This window comes from Pseudomonas sp. AK-TSAG1-1 (genome assembly GCF_056821665.1).
The window spans coordinates 1,934,406-1,954,676 of sequence record NZ_CM165965.1 but is presented as its reverse complement, the minus strand read 5'-3'; the positions used below and the strand labels follow the sequence as shown (position 1 = coordinate 1,954,676).

17 protein-coding genes are annotated in these 20,271 nt (G+C 59.6%); 8 read left to right on the top strand and 9 right to left on the bottom strand.

Features of this window, described 5'->3' with window-relative positions:
• Window positions 1-2: 2 nt before the first annotated feature.
• Window positions 3-716: a UTRA domain-containing protein gene (locus tag AC1UK9_RS08950; RefSeq protein WP_025113378.1), complete on the bottom strand. Its 714-nt coding sequence runs from the start codon at window positions 714-716 to the stop codon at window positions 3-5.
• A gap of 351 nt (window positions 717-1,067) precedes the next feature.
• On the opposite strand from AC1UK9_RS08950, the gene AC1UK9_RS08945 reads away from it, so the two are divergent.
• The 6 genes from AC1UK9_RS08945 to AC1UK9_RS08920 all read left to right on the top strand — a co-directional run bounded on the left by AC1UK9_RS08945 (window position 1,068) and on the right by AC1UK9_RS08920 (window position 6,502).
• Window positions 1,068-2,135, top strand: coding sequence for an ABC transporter substrate-binding protein (locus AC1UK9_RS08945; protein ID WP_025113379.1), 1,068 nt, complete (start codon window positions 1,068-1,070; stop codon window positions 2,133-2,135).
• Between the two features lie 180 nt (window positions 2,136-2,315).
• Window positions 2,316-3,122: an alkaline phosphatase family protein gene (locus AC1UK9_RS08940; RefSeq protein ID WP_473014935.1), complete on the top strand. Its 807-nt coding sequence runs from the start codon at window positions 2,316-2,318 to the stop codon at window positions 3,120-3,122.
• 5 nt (window positions 3,123-3,127) lie between these two features.
• Window positions 3,128-3,964: an ABC transporter permease gene (locus tag AC1UK9_RS08935; RefSeq protein ID WP_177327382.1), complete on the top strand. Its 837-nt coding sequence runs from the start codon at window positions 3,128-3,130 to the stop codon at window positions 3,962-3,964.
• Entirely contained in the window at window positions 3,951-4,751 is an 801-nt protein-coding gene (locus AC1UK9_RS08930) for an ABC transporter permease (protein ID WP_003223125.1), read from the top strand. Before AC1UK9_RS08935 ends, AC1UK9_RS08930 begins: the two co-directional genes overlap by 14 nt.
• Complete coding sequence (locus AC1UK9_RS08925; protein ID WP_482579869.1) at window positions 4,748-5,737, top strand: ABC transporter ATP-binding protein; 990 nt, start codon at window positions 4,748-4,750, stop codon at window positions 5,735-5,737. Before AC1UK9_RS08930 ends, AC1UK9_RS08925 begins: the two co-directional genes overlap by 4 nt.
• Window positions 5,738-5,848: 111 nt before the next feature.
• On the top strand, window positions 5,849-6,502 hold the full coding sequence (locus tag AC1UK9_RS08920; protein ID WP_025113383.1) for an HAD family hydrolase: 654 nt from the start codon (window positions 5,849-5,851) through the stop codon (window positions 6,500-6,502).
• Window positions 6,503-6,619: 117 nt separating this feature from the next.
• Here AC1UK9_RS08920 and AC1UK9_RS08915 read toward each other — a convergent pair whose 3' ends face one another.
• A complete protein-coding gene (locus AC1UK9_RS08915) occupies window positions 6,620-7,582 on the bottom strand; it encodes a zinc-binding dehydrogenase (RefSeq protein ID WP_482579868.1) in 963 nt (320 codons plus the stop codon).
• A gap of 138 nt (window positions 7,583-7,720) precedes the next feature.
• On the opposite strand from AC1UK9_RS08915, the gene AC1UK9_RS08910 reads away from it, so the two are divergent.
• Window positions 7,721-9,805 carry a carboxy terminal-processing peptidase gene (locus AC1UK9_RS08910; protein WP_177327381.1) on the top strand — a complete coding sequence of 695 codons (2,085 nt, stop codon included), beginning with the start codon at window positions 7,721-7,723 and terminating at the stop codon, window positions 9,803-9,805.
• Between the two features lie 132 nt (window positions 9,806-9,937).
• Entirely contained in the window at window positions 9,938-11,728 is a 1,791-nt protein-coding gene (locus AC1UK9_RS08905) for a bifunctional diguanylate cyclase/phosphodiesterase (RefSeq protein ID WP_473014930.1), read from the top strand.
• Between the two features lie 507 nt (window positions 11,729-12,235).
• On the opposite strand, the gene AC1UK9_RS08900 is transcribed toward AC1UK9_RS08905, so the two are convergent.
• The 7 genes from AC1UK9_RS08900 to bamJ all read right to left on the bottom strand — a co-directional run bounded on the left by AC1UK9_RS08900 (window position 12,236) and on the right by bamJ (window position 20,104).
• Entirely contained in the window at window positions 12,236-12,532 is a 297-nt protein-coding gene (locus AC1UK9_RS08900) for a contact-dependent growth inhibition system immunity protein (RefSeq protein ID WP_482579867.1), read from the bottom strand.
• Window positions 12,522-17,168 carry an RHS repeat-associated core domain-containing protein gene (locus AC1UK9_RS08895; RefSeq protein WP_482579866.1) on the bottom strand — a complete coding sequence of 1,549 codons (4,647 nt, stop codon included), beginning with the start codon at window positions 17,166-17,168 and terminating at the stop codon, window positions 12,522-12,524. The genes AC1UK9_RS08900 and AC1UK9_RS08895 overlap by 11 nt, the downstream gene beginning before the upstream one ends.
• Window positions 17,169-17,406: 238 nt before the next feature.
• Window positions 17,407-17,814 carry an SEL1-like repeat protein gene (locus AC1UK9_RS08890; protein ID WP_025111969.1) on the bottom strand — a complete coding sequence of 136 codons (408 nt, stop codon included), beginning with the start codon at window positions 17,812-17,814 and terminating at the stop codon, window positions 17,407-17,409.
• Complete coding sequence (locus AC1UK9_RS08885; protein WP_003223109.1) at window positions 17,815-18,186, bottom strand: hypothetical protein; 372 nt, start codon at window positions 18,184-18,186, stop codon at window positions 17,815-17,817. It lies immediately after the preceding gene.
• Window positions 18,183-18,524 carry a helix-turn-helix domain-containing protein gene (locus AC1UK9_RS08880; protein ID WP_025111970.1) on the bottom strand — a complete coding sequence of 114 codons (342 nt, stop codon included), beginning with the start codon at window positions 18,522-18,524 and terminating at the stop codon, window positions 18,183-18,185. Before AC1UK9_RS08880 ends, AC1UK9_RS08885 begins: the two co-directional genes overlap by 4 nt.
• Window positions 18,525-18,637: 113 nt before the next feature.
• Entirely contained in the window at window positions 18,638-19,093 is a 456-nt protein-coding gene (locus tag AC1UK9_RS08875; RefSeq protein ID WP_025111971.1) for a YkvA family protein, read from the bottom strand.
• A 294-nt stretch (window positions 19,094-19,387) separates the two neighbouring features.
• Complete coding sequence (gene bamJ, locus AC1UK9_RS08870; RefSeq protein ID WP_025111972.1) at window positions 19,388-20,104, bottom strand: BamJ family beta-barrel-assembly machinery protein; 717 nt, start codon at window positions 20,102-20,104, stop codon at window positions 19,388-19,390.
• Window positions 20,105-20,271: the final 167 nt, after the last annotated feature.

The following is a 20,271-nucleotide window of genomic DNA, read 5'->3' as shown; positions in this document are numbered from 1 at the left end:
GGTCAAACCACATCAACCCCTACGTGAATCGCATCATGCCGCCAAAACTCCAGATCACAATCAATCAACCGCTCATGCTGATCATAATTAACCCGAGCAATCCGCAACCCCGGACTCCCCACCGACACCCGCAAAGCCGCTGCCGCATCCACCGACAATGACGTTGGCACAATCTCGAACCGCACTCGCCCGTAGTGCAAATCGTAATGCCGCGCATACAACTCGGTCATCGACTGATTCAAATCAAACCCCAGAATCCCGGGAAAATACTGCGGATTCAGATAGTGCTCCACATACAAAACCAGCCGCCCATCAATCCGCCGTGACCGACAAATCTGAATCACGCTCGACAACGCCGGCAACTGCAACAACGCACACACCGCCACCGACGCTGGCTGCAGACGCGCCGAAATCACCTCGGTCGAAGGCACCCGCCCCTGCGCACTGACCATCGCGTGAAAGTGGCTGCGCTGCATCAGGTTGTAAGCCAGACGCGGCGGTGAAACGAACCAGCCACGCCGCTCCTCGCGATAAATCTGCCCCTGCGCCTCCAGTTGCAACAATGCCTCGCGCACAGTAATCCGCGTGGTACCGAACAACTCACTGAGCTTGCGCTCGGCCGGCAACTTGCTACCGGGCGCGAGCAGTCCGTGATCCAGTTGCTCCTGCAACACCTGGCCGATGGCTGTCACCGCTTTTGTTGCCTCATCGCGCATCAACGTTACCTATCTGGACTAGACCAGCACTGTTTCGGGGCAAAAACCGAACGGCGGCAAACCGTTTCCATGTATTGCAAGCCTAGGCAGTGCAGATGACCGAGAGATGACAAACCCGCTCGACGGTCGCCCTCATGACTTGCAATACATCGGCCAAGTCCCTTGCCAACCGGGGCTTTGACCTTGGTCTACGCTTACCGGGCAACCGTCGAAACCGGGCCAATAAAATCCCTGCCGGACGAGCGCCGACATCAAAGTGTCATCCAGCCCCCTTAAATTGGCTCAGGTATTGCTGACCTAGACCAACACAAACCGCAATCGCAGCGTTGAACACGACCAAGGAGCTTCGGAATGAAACAGCTTTTCCTGGCAACACTGTTAGGCTCGACCATTGCAATGTGCACCGCCGCCATGGCGGCCGACACCGACCTGAAAACCCTCGAAGCCGCTGCGAAAGCGGAAGGCGCCGTCAACAGCGTCGGCATGCCCGATGACTGGGCCAACTGGAAAGGCACCTGGGAAGACCTGGCCAAGACCTATGGCCTGAAACATATCGACACCGACATGAGTTCGGCCCAGGAAATCGCCAAGTTCGCCGCTGAAAAAGACAACGCCACCGCCGACATCGGCGACGTCGGCGCGGCCTTCGGCCCGATCGCCGTCAAGCAGGGCGTGGTGCAACCGTACAAGCCAAGCACCTGGGATCAGGTTCCGGCCTGGGCCAAGGACAAGGACGGCAACTGGGCACTGGCCTACACCGGCACCATTGCCTTCATCGTCAACAAGAAGCTGCTGCACGGCTCCGAAGTGCCGACCAAATGGGCTGACCTCAAGGGCGGCAAATACAAGGTCTCCATCGGTGACGTGAGCACCGCCGCGCAAGCCGCCAACGGTGTATTGGCTGCGGCCCTGGCCAACGGTGGCGACGAGAAGAACATCCAGCCGGCCCTGCTGCTGTTTGCAGACATCGCCAAGCAGGGTCGCCTGTCGATGGCCAACCCGACCATCGCCACCATGGAAAAAGGCGAGATCGAAGTCGGTGTGGTCTGGGACTTCAACGGCCTGAGCTACAAGGCCAAGATGGCCAACCCGGATGACTACGTGGTGCTGATCCCGTCCGACGGCTCGGTGATTTCCGGCTACACCACCATCATCAACAAGTACGCGAAGAACCCGAACGCCGCCAAGCTGACCCGCGAATACATCTTCAGCGACGCCGGCCAGACCAACCTCGCACGCGGCAACGCCCGCCCGATCCGCGCCGAGCACCTGCAACTGCCGGAAGACGTGAAAGCCAAGCTGCTGCCAAACGAGCAGTACAAGAAGGTCACGCCGATCAAGGACGCCGACGCCTGGGAAAAAACCTCCAAGGCCCTGCCGCAGAAGTGGAACGAAGAAGTCATCGTCGAGATGAAGTAAAGCGGCGAATCACCGTAGTGTGATTGGTTGGAGATCCAAATGTGGGAGCGGGCTTGCTCGCGAAAGCGGTAGATCAGTCAAGCATTTAGCGACTGACACTCCGCGTTCGCGAGCAAGCCCGCTCCCACAGGGGATCCAGGTTGAATCTGAAATCTACTGTTTCGCGGAGTTTTTGCCCCTATGAAGCACAACGTCATCCTTGTCGTGCTCGACGGCCTCAATTTTGAAGTCGCACGACACGCCATGGGGCATCTGCAGGCTTACGTTGGCGCAGGACGCGCCGCGCTCTATCAGTTGGAGTGCGAGTTGCCGGCCCTGTCCCGACCGCTTTACGAATGCATCCTCACCGGCGTGCCGCCAATCGACAGCGGCATCGTCCACAACAATGTTGCGCGCCTGTCCAACCAGCGCAGCATCTATCACTACGCCCGCGACGCCGGCCTGAAAACCGCGGCGGCGGCCTACCATTGGGTCAGCGAGCTGTACAACCGTTCGCCGTTCGTGGCAGCACGCGACCGGCATACCGACAACCTGTCGCTGCCGATCCAGCATGGCCACTTCTACTGGAGTGACCACTACCCGGATTCGCACCTGTTCGCCGACGCGGAGAACCTGCGCCTGCGCCATGCGCCGAACTTCCTGCTGATCCACCCGATGAACATCGATGACGCCGGCCACAAGCACGGTCTCGACTCCTCGCAGTACCGCAACAGCGCGCGCTCGGCGGACGTCATCCTCGCCGATTATCTGCAAGGCTGGCTCGACGCCGGTTATCAGGTGCTGGTGACCGCCGACCACGGCATGAACAATGACCGCTCGCACAACGGATTGCTGCCGGAAGAACGCCAGGTGCCGCTGTTCGTCCTCGGTGACGCCTTCAGCCTGAACACTGACGCGGCGCCGAAGCAGACTGAAATCTGCGGCACTGTCTGCGAACTGCTCGGTGTACCACACGACAAACCTGTGTGCCGGGAGTTGCTCAAGTGAACTCGATGACCCGTGGTAAATGGCTGGCAGCCCTGTGCCTGGTGCCCTTCGCACTGTTCTTCATCGTGTTCGAAATCGCCCCGCTGGTGTGGGTGATGATCAACAGCCTGCAGTCGGAAGAGTTCGGCTGGGGCTTCGAAAACTTCAGCAAGATCTTCAGCTCGAAGTTCTATTTGCAGGCGATCCAGTACAGCCTCGAGATCAGTTTCTGGTCGAGTGTGTTCGGAATCATCATCGCCGTGCTCGGTGCCTACTCCCTGCGCCGGGTCGACTCGAAACTGCGCAACTTCGTGAATGCCTTCGCCAACATGACCAGCAACTTCGCCGGCGTGCCCCTGGCCTTCGCGTTCATCATCCTGCTCGGCTTCAACGGCAGCATCACCATCATGCTCAAGCAGGCCGGGATCATTCAGGATTTCAACCTGTACTCGAAAACCGGCCTGATCATCCTCTACACCTACTTCCAGATTCCCCTCGGTGTGCTGCTGCTCTACCCGGCCTTCGACGCCCTGCGTGAAGACTGGCGTGAGTCCGCCGCGCTGCTGGGCGCCAACGGCTGGCAGTTCTGGCGCCACATCGGTCTGCCGGTGCTGACCCCGGCGCTGCTCGGCACTTTCGTGATCCTGCTGGCCAATGCCCTCGGCGCCTACGCCACGGTCTACGCGCTGACCACCGGCAACTTCAACGTGCTGCCGATCCGCATCGCGGCGATGGTCTCCGGCGACATTTCGCTGGACCCGAACCTGGCCAGCGCTCTGGCCGTGGTGCTGGTGGCGTTGATGACCATCGTCACCGTCGTGCATCAACTGCTGTTGAAGAGGAGCTACCATGTCTCGCGCTGAATCCGGCCCGGCCGGCGTCTACCACCGCGTCGTGGTTTATCTGTTGTTCGCGATCCTGCTGCTGCCGCTGGTGGGCACGTTGATCTACTCGATCGCCAGCAGTTGGTCGGCAACCATCCTGCCCAGTGGCTTCACCTTCAAGTGGTATATCCAGTTGTGGAGCGATCCGCGCTTTCTGCACGCCTTCGGCCAATCGTTGCTGGTGTGCGTCGGCGCCCTGGTGCTGTCAGTGGTGCTGATTCTGCCGCTGCTGTTCGTGGTGCATTACCACTTTCCGAAACTCGATGCGCTGATGAACATCCTGATCCTGCTGCCCTTCGCGGTGCCGCCGGTGGTGTCGTCGGTGGGGCTGTTGCAGCTCTACGGTTCCGGACCACTGGCGATGGTCGGCACGCCGTGGATCCTGATCGGTTGCTACTTCACTGTGGCGCTGCCGTTCATGTACCGGGCGATCACCAACAACCTGCAGGCGATCAACCTGCGCGACCTGATGGACGCCGCCCAACTGCTCGGCGCCAGCACCTTTCAGGCAGCGTTCCTGGTGGTGCTGCCGAACCTGCGCAAAGGCCTGATGGTCGCGCTGCTGCTGTCGTTCTCGTTCCTGTTCGGTGAGTTCGTGTTCGCCAACATCCTCGTCGGCACGCGCTATGAAACCCTGCAGGTGTATCTGAACAACATGCGCAACAGCAGCGGCCACTTCACCAGTGCGCTGGTTATTTCGTACTTCTTTTTTGTGCTGGTCCTGACCTGGATCGCCAACATCTTGAACAAGGACAAAAGCGAATGAGCTATGTCAGCGTCCAGAACCTGAAGAAAAACTACGCCGGCACCACGGTGTTCAGCGACATCAACTGCGAAATCAACAAGGGCGAATTCGTCACCCTGCTCGGCCCTTCGGGTTGCGGCAAGTCAACGCTGCTGCGCTGCATTGCCGGCCTGACGCCGGTCGATGGCGGCAAGATCCTGCTCGATGGCGTCGACATCGTGCCGCTGAGTCCGCAAAAACGCGGGATCGGCATGGTGTTCCAGAGCTACGCACTGTTCCCCAACATGACCGTTGAACAGAACGTTGCCTTCGGCCTGCGGATGCAAAAGGTCAATGCCGACGACAGCCACAAGCGTGTCTCAGAAGTGCTGCAACTGGTTGAGCTCAACGACTTCGCCGGCCGCTATCCGCACCAGCTCTCCGGTGGCCAGTGCCAGCGCGTCGCCCTCGCCCGCTCGCTGGTCACCCGTCCACGCCTGCTGCTGCTGGACGAACCGCTGTCGGCGCTGGATGCGCGGATTCGCAAACACCTGCGCGAGCAGATTCGGCAGATCCAGCGCGAACTCGGCCTGACCACTATTTTCGTCACCCACGATCAGGAAGAAGCGCTGACCATGTCCGACCGGATTTTCCTGATGAACCAAGGGAAAATCGTCCAGAGCGGCGACGCCGAAACCTTGTACACCGCGCCGGTGGATCTGTTCGCCGCCGGCTTCATCGGCAATTACAACCTGCTCGACGCCGAGGACGCATCAAAGCTGCTGCAACGGCCGATCAACCACCGCATCGCGATTCGTCCGGAAGCCATCGAACTGAGCCTCAATGGCGAACTCGATGCGCAGATCCGCAGCCACAGCCTGCTCGGCAATGTGATCCGCTATCGCGTCGAGGCGCGCGGCGTGGAACTGGTGGTGGACGTGCTCAACCGCTCAGCGGCGGATCTGCATCCCGACGGTCAGCGCCTGGCACTTTCCATCGATCCGACGGCCCTGTGCGAAGTAGCTTAAAAGCAGCTGCAAGCTTCGAGCTACAAGCCTCAAGCTGTAGACTGCGGCGAACCTGATTCCAATTCTTGCAGCTCGAAGCTTGTAGCTCGCAGCTGTTCTCGGAGAGAACCGATGGCCCTGGCAATTTTTGATCTGGACGAAACGTTGATCCACGGCGACTGCGCCACCCTCTGGAGCGAGCAGATGGGGCGCCTGGGCTGGGTCGATCCCGAATCGTTCATGCGCAAGAACAACGAGCTGATGGACGCCTACAGCCATGGCAAATTGCGCATGGAAGAGTTCATGGAGTTCAGCCTCGAACCGCTGATCGGGCGCACTCCGGAAGAAGTCGAGCATCTGGTCGGCCCGTGGGTGGAAGACTTCATCGAGCCGATCATCTTCAGCGACGCGACCAAGACCATCGCCGCCCACCGCAAGGCCGGTGACCGGATTCTGGTGATCTCGGCCTCGGGCACACACCTGGTCAAACCGATCGCCGACCGTTTGGGCATCGACGAGATTCTGGGGATCGAACTGGAAGTCGCGCACGGCGTTTACAGCGGTCACACCGTTGGCACCCTGACCTACCGCGAAGGCAAGATCACCCGTTTGCTGGAGTGGCTGGACGCCGAGGAAGAAAACCTTGAGGGCGCGAGTTTTTATTCCGACTCACGCAATGACTTGCCGTTGTTGCTGAAGGTGGATTTCCCGCATGTGGTGAACCCGGATCCGGTGTTGCTGGAGCATGCCGAGAAGGCCGGCTGGCCGATCCACCTCTGGAAGTAAACATAGATTCAAATGTGGGAGCGGGCTTGCTCGCGAAGGCGGTGAATCAGTCAAGAATTTATCGACTGATACTCCGCTTTCGCGAGCAAGCCCGCTCCCGCAGGTTTTCCGGTGTTATCAACTCAGGCTGTGATCAATCACCAGCACCACCTTCCCCGCCACCGTGTTGCTCGCCAGTTCGGCAAACGCCGCCTCAACATCTTTCACCGGGAAAGCCTTGGCCAGTTGCGGACTCAACCGCCCTTCGGCAAACAGCGGCCATACGTGCTGCCCCAGATCACTGAGCAGGTCCGCCTTGAATTGATCATCACGGCTGCGCAAGGTCGAACCAAGCAACTGCACACGCTTGGCCAGCACCTGCGCCAGGTCCAGTTTCGCCTCTCGCCCGCCCATCAACCCGATCAATACCCAACGCCCGTCGAGCGCCATCAGTTTGAGGTTAAGCGCGGCGTAAGTGCCGCCGACCGGATCAAGGATCACGTCAAACGGTGCGAAGTCGCGCAGACTCTCCAGGTCGTCGCTGCGCACCACGCCGCCCTGGGCCCCCAGCGCTTCACAGTAGGCCAGGCGCTCGGCCGTACCGACGCTGACCCAGCACGGGTTGCCGAACGCCTTGCACAGCTGAATGGCCGCTGAACCAATTCCACTTGCTCCGGCGTGCAGGAGAACTTTCTCACCGGGTTTGAGCGCCGCCAGCTGAAACACATTCAGCCAGACCGTTGCATAAACCTCGGGTAATGCCGCGGCCTCGATCAGCGAGACGCCCTCGGGCACCGGCAGCACATGCCGCCCGTCGACCACCACTTCTTCGGCCATCCCGCCTCCGGCCAGCAAGGCGCAGACCCGGTCACCGACCTGCCAGGAGGAGCCGGCGCCGACCTCGCTGATCACCCCGGAGCACTCAAGACCAAGCACCTGGCTGGCGCCGGGCGGTGGTGGATAAAGCCCGGCTTTCTGTAATAAATCGGCGCGATTGAGGCCGGCTGCCGCCACGCGAATGCGCACTTGTCCTACATCACACGCAGGACTCGGCTCTTCAACCCATGCCACTTGACCTTCAACGCCTTGCAATGCCTTCACAGTGCCTCCATAGTGAGTCTGGACTGAGCCCGAAGCTGTAGCGCCGGGCTTTTTGCATTATGCGACCGGCTCTCGTAGAACCGGCGACTTCAAAGACGGCCTAATATGCGTTATCAATTGTCCCCGCGTCGAATCAGCATGAAGCATTTGCTCCCCAGCACCGCCCTCGCTCTTTTCATCGGTATCGGTCTTTTGCCGATGTCGGGCAAAACATTCGCAGCCAACAGCTGGGACAACTTGCAGCCTGATCGCGACGAAGTGATCGCCAGTCTCAACGTCGTCGAGTTGCTCAAGCGTCACCACTACAGCAAGCCGCCGCTCGACGATGCGCGCTCGGTGATCATCTACGACAGCTACATCAAGCTGCTGGATCCGTCGCGCAGCTACTTCATGGCCAGCGACATCGCCGAATTCGACAAGTGGAAGACCCAGTTCGACGACTTCCTCAAAAGCGGCGACCTCAACGCCGGGTTCACCATCTACAAGCGCTATCTGGACCGCGTCAAGGCGCGTCTGGACTTCGCCATTGCGGAGCTGAACAAGGGCGTCGACAAGATGGACTTCACCACCAAGGAAACCTTGCTGATCGATCGCAAGGACGCCCCTTGGCTCAAATCCACTGCCGAACTCGACGACCTGTGGCGCAAACGCGTCAAGGACGAAGTGCTGCGGCAGAAGATCGCCGGCAAAGAGCCGAAGCAGATCCAGGAAACCCTGACCAAGCGCTACAAGAACCAGTTGGCGCGCCTGGACCAGACCCGTCCGGAAGACATCTTCCAGGCGTACATCAACACCTTCGCCATGTCGTACGACCCGCACACCAACTATCTGTCGCCGGATAACGCGGAGAACTTCGACATCAACATGAGCCTGTCCCTGGAGGGCATCGGCGCCGTGTTGCAGAGCGACAACGATCAAGTGAAAGTCGTGCGTCTGGTGCCGGCAGGCCCGGCCGACAAGACCAAGCAGGTCGCACCGGCCGACAAGATCATCGGCGTTGCCCAAGGCAACAAAGAGATGGTCGACGTAGTGGGCTGGCGCCTGGACGAAGTGGTCAAGCTGATCCGCGGCCCGAAAGGCACCGTGGTGCGCCTGGAAGTGATTCCGGCCAGCAATGCGCCGAACGACCAGACCAGCAAGATCGTGCCGATCACCCGCGAAGCGGTGAAGCTTGAAGATCAGGCCGTGAAAAAATCCATCCTGAGCCTGAAACAGGACGGCAAGGACTACAAGCTCGGCGTGATCGAGATCCCGGCCTTCTACCTCGACTTCAAGGCGTTCCGTGCCGGTGATCCGGACTACAAGAGCACTACCCGTGACGTCAAGAAGCTGCTGACCGAACTGCAGAAAGAGAAAGTCGATGGCGTGGTCATCGACCTGCGCAACAACGGCGGCGGCTCCCTGCAGGAAGCCACCGAGCTGACCAGCCTGTTCATTGACAAGGGCCCGACCGTTCTCGTGCGTAACGCCGACGGTCGCGTCGATGTACTGGAAGATGAAAACCCGGGCGCGTTTTACAAAGGCCCGATGGCACTGCTGGTCAACCGCCTGTCCGCCTCGGCTTCGGAGATCTTCGCCGGCGCCATGCAGGACTACCATCGCGCACTGATCATCGGTGGTCAGACCTTCGGCAAGGGCACCGTGCAGACCATTCAGCCGCTGAACCATGGCGAACTGAAACTGACCCTGGCCAAGTTCTACCGGGTTTCCGGTCAGAGCACCCAGCATCAGGGCGTCCTCCCGGACATCGATTATCCGTCGATCATCGACACCAAGGAAATCGGCGAAAGCGCTCTGCCGGAAGCCATGCCGTGGGACACCATCAAGGCGGCGATCAAGCCTGCGGTCGATCCGTTCAAGCCGTACCTGGCGCAGCTCAAGTCCGAGCATGATGCACGCAGTGCCAAAGACGCCGAGTTCGTGTTCATACGCGACAAGCTGGCCCTGGCGCAGAAGCTGATGGAAGAAAAAACCGTCAGCCTCAACGAAGCCGAGCGCCGTGCCCAGCACACTGACATCGACGCCAAGCAGCTGGCGATGGAAAACATCCGTCGCAAAGCCAAAGGCGAAGAACCGCTCAAAGAGCTGAAGAAAGAAGACGACGACGCCCTCGCGGCAGCCGAGCCGGACAAGGTCAAACCAGAAGACGACGCCTACCTGAGCGAAACCGGGCGCGTGCTGCTGGATTACCTGAAGCTGAGCAATCAGGTAGCCAAGAAGTAAGATGATGGCAATTTAGTGGTGGCGCTCCCCGGAGCGTCATCAAACAGTCATCATTCTGTCGTGAAATAAAGGACTGGGAGCGCCTCTTCAAGCAAGAGCGCTCCCAGTCCTTTTTTATCGCCAGAGATTGCCATGACCACGACCGAACAGCTGAGTGCCTTGAGCTCAATCCTGACTCAAAGCGGTTTGCACAGTCTGTTCCAGCCAATCATCTGTCTCTCCGAACGCCGCATTCTCGGCTACGAAGCCCTGACTCGTGGCCCGTCCAACAGCCCTCTGCACTCGCCTATCGCGCTGTTCGCCGTGGCGCGACAGGCCGGCCGCTTGAGCGAACTGGAAATCGCCTGCCGCCAGTCTGCCTGCCGCCGTTTCAACGAGCAGCAACTGCCGGGCAAGCTGTTCCTCAACGTCTCCCCGGAATCCCTGCTCGAAGCGGCGCACCAGCCGGGACGCACCCTGCAGCTACTGCAGGATTTCGGCATACCACCGAGCCAGGTGGTAATCGAACTCACCGAACAGACACCGATCGACGATTTCCAGTTGCTGCAAACTGCGCTGCATCACTATCGCGCGATGGGTTTTTCAATTGCGCTGGATGACCTTGGGGCCGGCTATTCGAGCTTGCGCCTGTGGTCCGAGCTGCGCCCTGATTACGTGAAGATCGACCGCCACTTCATCGACGGCATTCATCAGGATGCGTTGAAGCGAGAGTTCGTCGGCTCGATCCTGCAAATCGCCAAGGCTTCGCGAGCGCAGGTGATTGCCGAGGGTATCGAGTTGCCGGAAGAGCTGGCGGTGTTGACCGAAATGGGCGTCGATCTGGTGCAGGGTTACTTGCTCGGTCGTCCACAGGAACATCCGCCGCGCGATGCCCGGGCCCTGATGCCCAAACACGACAGCAGCGCCGTCGCGTTGAACGACGAAGGCAGCGACCTCAGTGCCCTGCTCAACGACCAACCAGCCGTGCATCGCGACACGCCGACCGCCACGGTGCTGGAAGCCTTCCGCCGCCAGGCCAATCTCAACTCACTGGCAGTGCTCGACGAACTCGGCCAGCCGTGCGGCATCGTCCATCGGCATTCGCTGTCCGACGCGCTGCTCAAACCATTCGCCACCGACCTGTTCGCACGCAAGCCGATCAGCCGCCTGATGAACGACGACTTCCTCGCCGTGGAAATGAGCCAGTCGCTGCAGCAGGTCAGCCGCCTGATCACCAGTCGCGCCCGCCAGCGCATCGAAGAAGATTTCATCATCACCCTCAACGGCGGTTATCTCGGCCTGGGTCGGGTGATCGACGTGCTCAAACTGATCACCGAACTGAAAATCCAGCAGGCCCGCTACGCCAACCCGCTGACCCTGCTGCCCGGCAATGTGCCGATCCAGCAATGCCTGACCCGCCTGCTGCAACAGGGCCGCGAATCGATCATCTGCTACGTCGATATCGACAGCTTCAAACCCTTCAACGACATCTACGGCTACGGCCGTGGCGACGAAGTCCTGCTGTGCCTGGCGCAATGCCTGAACGAACGCGTCGACCCATCCCGCGACTTCGTCGGCCACATCGGCGGCGACGACTTCCTCCTCGTCCTCGGCCCGGAAGACTGGCGAAAACGTCTCAACCAGCTGCTCGACGACTTCCAGAGCCAATGCCGGCGCTTCTATCGCCCCGAACACCTCGATGCCGGATGTTTCATCGCCCCGAACCGCCAGGGTGTGCGGCAGGAGTTTCCACTGCTGTCACTCTCCATCGGCGTCGTTCATCTGCACCCCGCAGCTTGCGCAGAACTGGATGCAAGCCAACTGGCGGAGATGGCTTCGCAGGCGAAGCATCATGCGAAGAATGTTCCGGGGTATAGCGTGCATGTGATTGATAGCCTCAACACGCCCGACCTCCACCCTCCACAACTAATCGGCCAACGCTAACGCCCCAGACGACACAAATCCCTGTGGGAGCGGGCTTGCTCGCGAAGGGGTCAGTAAAGTCACTCTAGACTCAGCTTCTAGTGCCGCCTACCACGTCACGATCATAAATATCAAAACAACACAAAAAATATGCGGGACTCGGTAGATAAGGCTTCGATGTTTCAGAATCAATGTACATAAAATCACTCCTTCGGATAAAGAGTAAATGGTACGTTTGTAATGGGATCGAACTTCATTTCGAACCCTCCCATATTGGTAATTAATCTAGGACTTTCTTTGTCCCGTCTATTTGGCTTGTAACCTTCCCCAGCGTCAGGAAGCCTCATCTTTACAACGTTGGCGCCCTTCCTACCCTGTCCTGGGAAGTCCGCGTTCAACCCTGGTGATTGCGAGGACATAGGCTTCACGCATGATTTCCCAACTGTAAAATCTTGAGCTCGGATTACTTCAGGGAGCGATCAACTGAACGTCAACTCCAGCCTATCCCGGCATTCAGATATTATTTTTTTAGGTCTGGAGGATTACAAGTACGTGTTTCAGCCACGTAATTCCATCCTGCCATTCGTGCCAATAACAGTAACTGCATCCCATCTCCCTCAATAAAAAATCTCGAATATCTTCTTCTGATAAATCAAGCGCCAATGCAGCTTCAGTTTCCTTTATTACATCCAGAATTACGCAAGCTTCAGAATCCGCAACGAACGATTTAACGACATCATCAGCGACATCAAATTCGCTCATCCAGTCCTCATGAAAATAAGCTCCGAGGAACTGAAATAGCTGAGGAAACTCTTCATTTGTCATTTACAAACCCCGTCAAAATAAAGTATCCGAGCGGCGACTTCACATCTCGCTGAAGCACTAATCTGATGCTAAGCAACGGCTCTAATTTGTCACTCTTTCGCACAACACCCACCCCTGCTGGGGCCGAAACCTTCTCATTGATAACAAACTTCTTCGTTTTGCTTTTTACAAAATCATCAATTTTCTTCTGATTATTCCTAATGACATTCGACAATGCGGCTTCAGCTTCAAATCTATTAGGAAATGTTGATGCGATAGGTATGTTTGGCTCTTCCTGTAGTCTAGCCCTCAGTTGAGCCTCAGACCTATCGACATGCTTCGCTATGACATGCCCACCTCGAGACTCGTGAGCCTCTAACCCACCGCCGGGGACTATCTCACTATATGGCCCATCAGCCTGTATTGCTCCTGGACACGGCGTGCAAGCCAACCCCAACGGATCCACCCACCCCGTCGGATTCGGCACATACCGATACTGATTCAGCCCACCCGCCAGCTTGATGGGGTCCGGCGTCAGATACCGCCCCAACCTCGGGTCGTAATACCGGTGCCGGTTGTAATGCAGTCCGCTCTCCGCATCGAAATACTGCCCCTGAAACCGCAGCGGCTGATCCAGGTAGTCCTCGCCCGCCAGGGTGATCGCGGCGACCTTGCCGTAGGCGTCGTACTGCGCCGACCAGACGATTTCGCCGCTGTAGTCGGTGAGTTCCTGCGGCGTGCCGAGGTGGTCGAGTTGGTAGTAGAACGGGCAGGCTTTTTTCGGGCCTTTGCCGTCGAGCAGCGCCAGTGGGCGGAAGGTGCCGGGTTCGTAGACGTAGCTGCGGTGGTGCGTCGGGCTGCTTTCGGCGACGAGGTGGTCGCCTTGCCAGAAGAACTCGGTGCTGACCCCGTCGACGGTCTTGCGGATGCGCCGACCGAAGGCGTCGTACTGGTAGGACGCGGTGTTGCCATCGGGGCGGGTCAGGCCGATCAGGCGGTGCTGGCAGTCGTAGCGGTATTCGGTGACGAGTTGCTGATCGCGACCACGACGTTCGCGGATCAGGTTGCCGAAGGCGTCGTAGTCGTAATGACGGTCGCCCTGCATCAGCAGGCGGTTGCCCTTGATCCGGGTAGGGCCGGGACGGTCCTGCATCAGCAGGTTGCCGGCCGGGTCGTGGGCGAAGGACTCCGGCAGTTCGTCGCGCGAGTGGCGCACACGGATCAGCCGGTCGAGGGCGTCGTAGGCGTAGGTGCGCTGACCGTGGCGGGTGTCGGCAATGTGCTCCAGATTGCCGTTGGCGCTGTAGGCATAATCGCGGCGGTACAGCGAGTCGTGCTGATGGCCTACGGCGTGGGCGAGTAAACGGCCCTGGTCGTCGTAGGCGTAGTCGCTGCGCAGCAGGCCTTGTTGGCGTTGTTGTTCGCGACCCGATTGATAGATGTGGCTGGTCAGCCGTGCGCCGTTGAGGTCGATGGCGGTCAGCGCACCGCCCTTGGCGTAGTGGTAATCGAGCGTGCTGTTGTCCGGCAGACGCTGGCGTTTGAGCTGGCCGCAGGCGTCATAGGCGTAACGCAAGGTGCCCCAGCCCTGGTGCTCGGTGATCAGCCGATCCTGCCGGTCGTATTCGAAGGCCAGTGGATGTTGCTGGCCGTCATCGACACCGGTTAACCGACCCAAGCGGTCGTAGTGGTAAGCCACTTCAACCCCGTCGGGCAGGGTTTTCAGCAGCAGGCGTCCGGCCGTATCACGCGCGTAAGCGGTGACCCGCGTCGAGCCGTCATCGCCGAATTCGGTCTTTTCCAGCAGATGACCGTTGCGGTCATAGGTGTACGCGGTGCGCCGCCCGTCGAAGCCGGTTTCCTGTCGGACCAGTCCGGTGGGCGTGTAGTCCAGGCGGTACTTTTCCCCGGACTCGTTCTCGATTTCCGTCAGCAGCAGTTGCGCATGGTCATAGCGATACTGCAGCCGCGTGCCGTCGGGATTGATCCGGCGCGAGACCAGGTGCAGGTCGTCGTCATACTCGTAACGGGTGATGCGTCCGAGTTCGTCGCGCTCGGCGGTGACCTGGCCGTAAGCGCCGTAGCTGTAGGCGCGGGTGGCGCCGGTAGGCAAGGTCGTCTGGACCAGTCGGCCCATGGCGTCCCACTGCTGGCGAGTGACAGCACCGTGTTCGTCGCAAGTGCTCGTCCGGCGCCCCAGCGCATCGTAGGAAAAACGCCGCACGCCGCCGTCGGGCAGGGTTTCCTCTGTCAGTTGGCCGAGATTGTTCCATGCCAGCTGATGCCGACTGCTGTCCGGGTAACGGATCGACAGCAGCTGCCCACGGGTGTCGTAGTAGTAATAGGTGACTCGCCCGTCGGGATCGACCGCCTCGGTAACATCCCCCTCGGCGTTGCGACGCCAGGTCCACGTCGCCTCGCCGCGAGAACGGCGGTGCAGGAAACCGTTGCGGTACTCGTAGGACGTCGGCTCGTCCTGCGGCGGAAGCAGCGCCACCAAGCGTCCGACTTCGTCGTAGCGGTACTCGGTGACGGCGCCGAGCGGATCCTGCTCGGCGATCAGCCGCCCTGCAGCGTCATAGGCCTTGAGATACTCACCGCCATCGGCCTCGACCTTGCGCACCAGCCGTGCGCTGTCATCGTGGGCGTAGGCTTCTTCAGTGCCGTCGACGTAGTGCACCGCGACGCTGCCGTCATCCGCCCAGACGTAACGCGTGTCCATCTGCGAGAACGACGCCCAGTGCCGCACGCAACGCGCGGCTTTGCCGGAACGCTCCCACTCCCAGAAGAAGCTCGCACCACCGGTCAATTGCCGCTGCAGGATGACGTGGGCGTCGTCGTAGTCGTAACGCTCGCTGTCACCAACCGAATGGGTCGCTTCCAGCAGACGCTGGCGGGCGTCGTAGCGGTAGCTGACCAGCGTTTGCTCGGTGCGCCAGCCATCGCCAGCCAACACCTGATAATCAACCGCGACCAGTTGCGACCGGTCGTAGCGCAATAACAACGACCGACCTGCACCGTTGTCGAGACGAACAATCCGCTCCTGATGATCGCGAGAAACGGTCAGCCGATTGCCATACGCATCACTGATCGCCACGAACCGCCCGGCGCGAAAGTGATAAAACCGCGCCACATCCCCCGCCAGCGCAACAATCAGCTCCTCCGGCTCATCCCCCAGAAAAATCGCCGCCCGCGACAGGCTGTTGTGAATCGTCGGCCGTTCAACACTGGGCAAGGGAAACCGTGTGCTTCGGTTCTCATGGTCGATCCAGACCACAAAATCGCCATCAAACGCCAAGCGATGCGCCAGCGAATGACTCCAGCCAAACCCCAGACCGACGTCGATCTCGACCGCGCTGGTGCGATACAACCGGGTGAACTCGAACGACAGGCGCCCATCCAGCGTGCCATCGGTGAGGGTCAGCAGTTCTTCGCCGGTGACCATCGACACCGGACAGCCATTGGTGCAGGTCAGCAGGGCGCAATCGGCGCTGTCGCCGTTGGGGTTTTTCGCTTGATCGGGAGCGTTATCGTGGTGCTCGTTTTTCTTTAGTGCGGCATTGCGCTTCGCATCCCAGCGCAACTGCATGCGGCCCTTTTTCACTCCGGCGGCAATGCCCCGCGCTGCGACAGTTTTGTACTGGTCGACGTAATGGATGAACGTGTTGACAATGCCGAAAATCGCCTTGACCAGGCGTTTCATAACCGAGAGCAGTTGGGCGGCGCGATCCGCCAGGCGCAGGGTCAGATAAGCGATACCTGCGCCAGCCCCGACGAATGTCAGCACAACGCCGATCAGCACATCGATCAGCACCTGCACGATCATCATCGACGCCGTTTCAGCGGTTTTGCCGGCGATCTGACTGGGCGGCAGCATCTCCATCCAGAGACTCGCAGCACGCAGCAGCAAACACAGTGCCGCCTCGTCGCTGACCAGCAGTTGCAGCTTCTCCATCACCTGTGGAGCGGTTTGCGCCAGCTCGATCAGATCATCCGCCGCGCTCCCCAGCCGTTCGGCAAACTTGCCGGGATCCTGCAGAATCTCCGACAGCATGCCGATGCTGTCCCATACGCCCTCGATCGCCGCCCAGCTCCCGGCGAGCATACCGTTGCCTGCTGCCGTCGCCACCGACTGAGACCATTGCGGCCTGAACCCTTGCCACTCGCTACGCAGCCAGCCATCCAGTTCACGCGTCAACCCGCCATAAGCGGTAAACAGATCGTCGATCTGCTCCGGAGTGACCTCACTGCGCACCTCGACCCGGTAGAACTTGCCCGCCTCGCCGGCGAATGAGCCCTTACCCTGCGCATCCAGCGTGACCGGGGTGATCGTTCCACCATCCACCGCCACCACATCGACCACGATGTCGCCCAGCGGGATGTCGTACACCGACTCGAACTTGCTCTCGATCGCCATCACCCCGCCCTGCGGGCACTGGACGACGCTGGAGAAAAAATCGTTGTCGCCAGTGCTGACGGCGGTCACGCGATCGCCGAAGCGGATGATCCGCTCCATGCCCATCAGTGACGGCAGATCCGCCGCGTGACTGACCCGATCAGCCGCACGGCTCAACCAATGCTCAAGCTGTTGGCGATAGAGGTTGAGGGTGTCGGGGAAGCTGTCGAGTTCCTGCTCGATACGGCTGACGGCGTCCATCAGCGCACGCCACCCTGCGGGGTGGAATGAAAAACCGGGTCAAACATGAACGTTCCCTCGCGCAAAAATTAGGCGCGGGGACTTTGCGGGGAATCAATCAGGAAAGAAGTCAGGCGAGTAGGCGTTTGCTGTAGGACTAATCTGCAAAAGACCTATTACTACAAAACGTATAGCGATAAACGCAAACGTGGCGTGAGGTTTCCCTCACGCCACGTTTATCGGGCCGACACAAATGAATTTACTGTGTTGAATCCCGCGCACTCAGCTCTTTGAGTTTATGCTCGGCCAACGGGTGTCCAGCCTTGGCGGCCAGGGTCCACCAACGCACTGCTTCCGTCGGATCGGGCGCCTTGCTCGCAGTGCCGGCCAGGCTGATCACGCCGACCTGATAAGCCGCTTTGCCATCACCGGCGAGGGCCGCCAGACGCAACAACCGCACACCCTCTTCGCGGGCGCCCAGGCCAACACCACGAAACGTCAGAATGTGCCCGTAAAAGCTCTGCGCGCCGACGTCGCCAAGATTGGCCATGCGCGCGAACTGCCCTTCGAGCCAACGCCAGCCTCGAGGCTGACGGACAAACCACGACCAGTGAAACAACCGGCGTGCCAGCCAGTAACTGAGCTGCGCCTTGAGTCGTAAGAACACTCAGGCCTCCGCCGATTCCGGGTATTCGTATTCGAAAACCCTGACCACTTCCGACGCATGCCAGGAGGCTGCGGCAACGCCATCAGATGGCCCGGAAAAACGCCCCAGACGTTCAACGCATTCAAAGAAACCGGTACGTGGCAGGCGGCTTGCGCCCTGGCTGATCACCAGCGAACTGCGCAACGGTTGTTCGGCCTTGGCGTCGAGTGCGGCGAGATGTTCCAGTGCGGCGGTCAGGGTCTGCATCGCCGGCGTCGGCAGTTGCAAGCGTTCGAGCAACGCCCGATAGGTCAGTAAATGGCGCTGACGGCGCGCCTGATCCAATTCCCCCAGCAATCCGTCCCAATGTTGACGACTGATGCGTACGCTCACGATTCATCCCTCCAACCGGGCACCGTCAGTTCCCAGGCCAGGCTGCGGCGAATCGCGGCGTCAGGCTGACGCTCGCCACTTTCGATCATGGCCAGATAAGACGGGCTGATGCCTACCGTGCGGGCCAGCGCCTCGATGGCGATGCCCTTCCCTTCGCGCAAACTGCGTAATTGATCCAGACCTGGAAGAATCGGGTCCGGCGATGCTGCGGCCGGCACTGGCGCCTGCTGCTGCGGTGTTTCCTTGATGCCTGCTGCTTTCAGTAGAGCCTGATACTGGACCCATGGCAGAACCGCGTATTCGGGTTCGCCATCGCGTGCAATTATCTGAATATCCATGACTACCCCGTAGGACAACAACACTTAGCGAGTCGGCACTTTTCCCTAGAAGTGTAATCCTAACAGCGGCTAAGGTCGCGGGGGGTATCTATCTGTATGCAGACAGGAAGGAATCAGGGCTTTTTCGGGCCCTGAAGCTGAAGTTGTTCCGGGGTATCGGGCAGGCGCTCCACCACCGCGAGTTTTTCCGGCTGCTGCCGGTTGCGCCAGAGCCGAAAAGCATTGAGCTCATCGTCGAGGGTCTTCATCACCCAGGCCAGAACAGCAATGTCATCGAGCATGCCAAATACCGGGATGAAATCCGGGATCGCGTCCACCGGGCTGAGGAAGTACATCAGGCCCGCCACCACCGAGACCATGGCTTTCGGGCTGATGGCCCGGTATTCGCCACGCCAGTAGGCCAGGCACAGCGCCTGAAGCAAACGCAGATCATCCTTGAGCTTGCCAAGGCGATTGCCCTGCGCGGCACCCTTGCTCGCCACCGCGAACAACAGCGTCGGCAGACGCCCACGCGCCAGCAATCGACCGGCGAGGGGCAGAAATCGGGCGAAATTCCACGGCGCTTTCATCTATTTCTCCCGTTGAAATGTTATCCACACAAATTGTGGATAACCTTGTGAACAGAGCTGCATTTCAGCGCTGAGAGCCCCGTTTTATAAGGGCCGCGCTCAGATCGGGCGTTTTTTACTCACATAAAAAACCCCAATATTTCATTGACTTGGCGGCTCAAGGCGTCTAGCGCTGGCAGCCTCAATCTCTAGGACTGCTGTAAGCGCCATCCGTTCGCTCTGTTTACCGCCAGCATCGTCCAGATGCAACAACGCCCCGCATAAGCGAGGCGTTGTCTTCGAAGCTACAGCCGATTACTTGGCGGCAGCGTCCTCTTTGGCTGGATCCTTGATGGCCAGCAGTTCCAGGTCGAAGACCAGAACCGAGTTGGCCGGGATTGCCGGGCTTGGCGATTGCGCGCCGTAAGCCAGATCGCTAGGGATGTACAGTTTGTACTTCTCGCCAACGTGCATCAGTTGCAGACCTTCGACCCAACCCGGGATCACGCCGCTGACAGGCAGATCGATCGGGCTGCCGCGCTCGACGGAGCTGTCGAATACGGTGCCGTTGGTCAGCTTGCCGGTGTAGTGAACGGTCACTACGTCGGTCGGCTTAGGCTGTGGGCCGTCGGCTTTCTTGACCACTTCATACTGCAGACCAGAAGCAGTAGTGGTCACGCCGGCCTTCTTGCCGTTTTCTTCGAGGAATTTCTTGCCGGCAGCTGCCGACTCTTCGCTCATCTTGGCCATACGCTCTTCAGCACGCTTTTGCAGCGCGGCAAAGGCTTCGACCAGTTCGTCGTCTTTCAGCTTCTGTTCTTTCTTGCCGACGGCATCTTCGATGCCCTGGGCTACCGCTTTGGAGTCCAGATCATCCATGCCTTCCTGAGCAAGGCTCTTGCCCATGTTCAGGCCGATACCGTAGGAAGCTTTTTGCGCCGGGGTTTTCAGCTCTACGCTGGTCTGCGAATCACAACCCGCGAGGACCAGGCTAACCAGGGCTACCGCCGCCGCCAACCGATGCTGTTTCATGCTATTTCCTTGTTCATGCGCCGAAAGGGCAATCGAGTAAAGCCGCGAGCTTATCAGGCCGCCACGACCAATGGCTACCGGCATGAGAGCAGGAAACCTCCGATAAGTTCAGGGATTAAAACGCATTCGGGCAAAGGGACGATGAAGCTTCTGTCATCTTGGCCTGA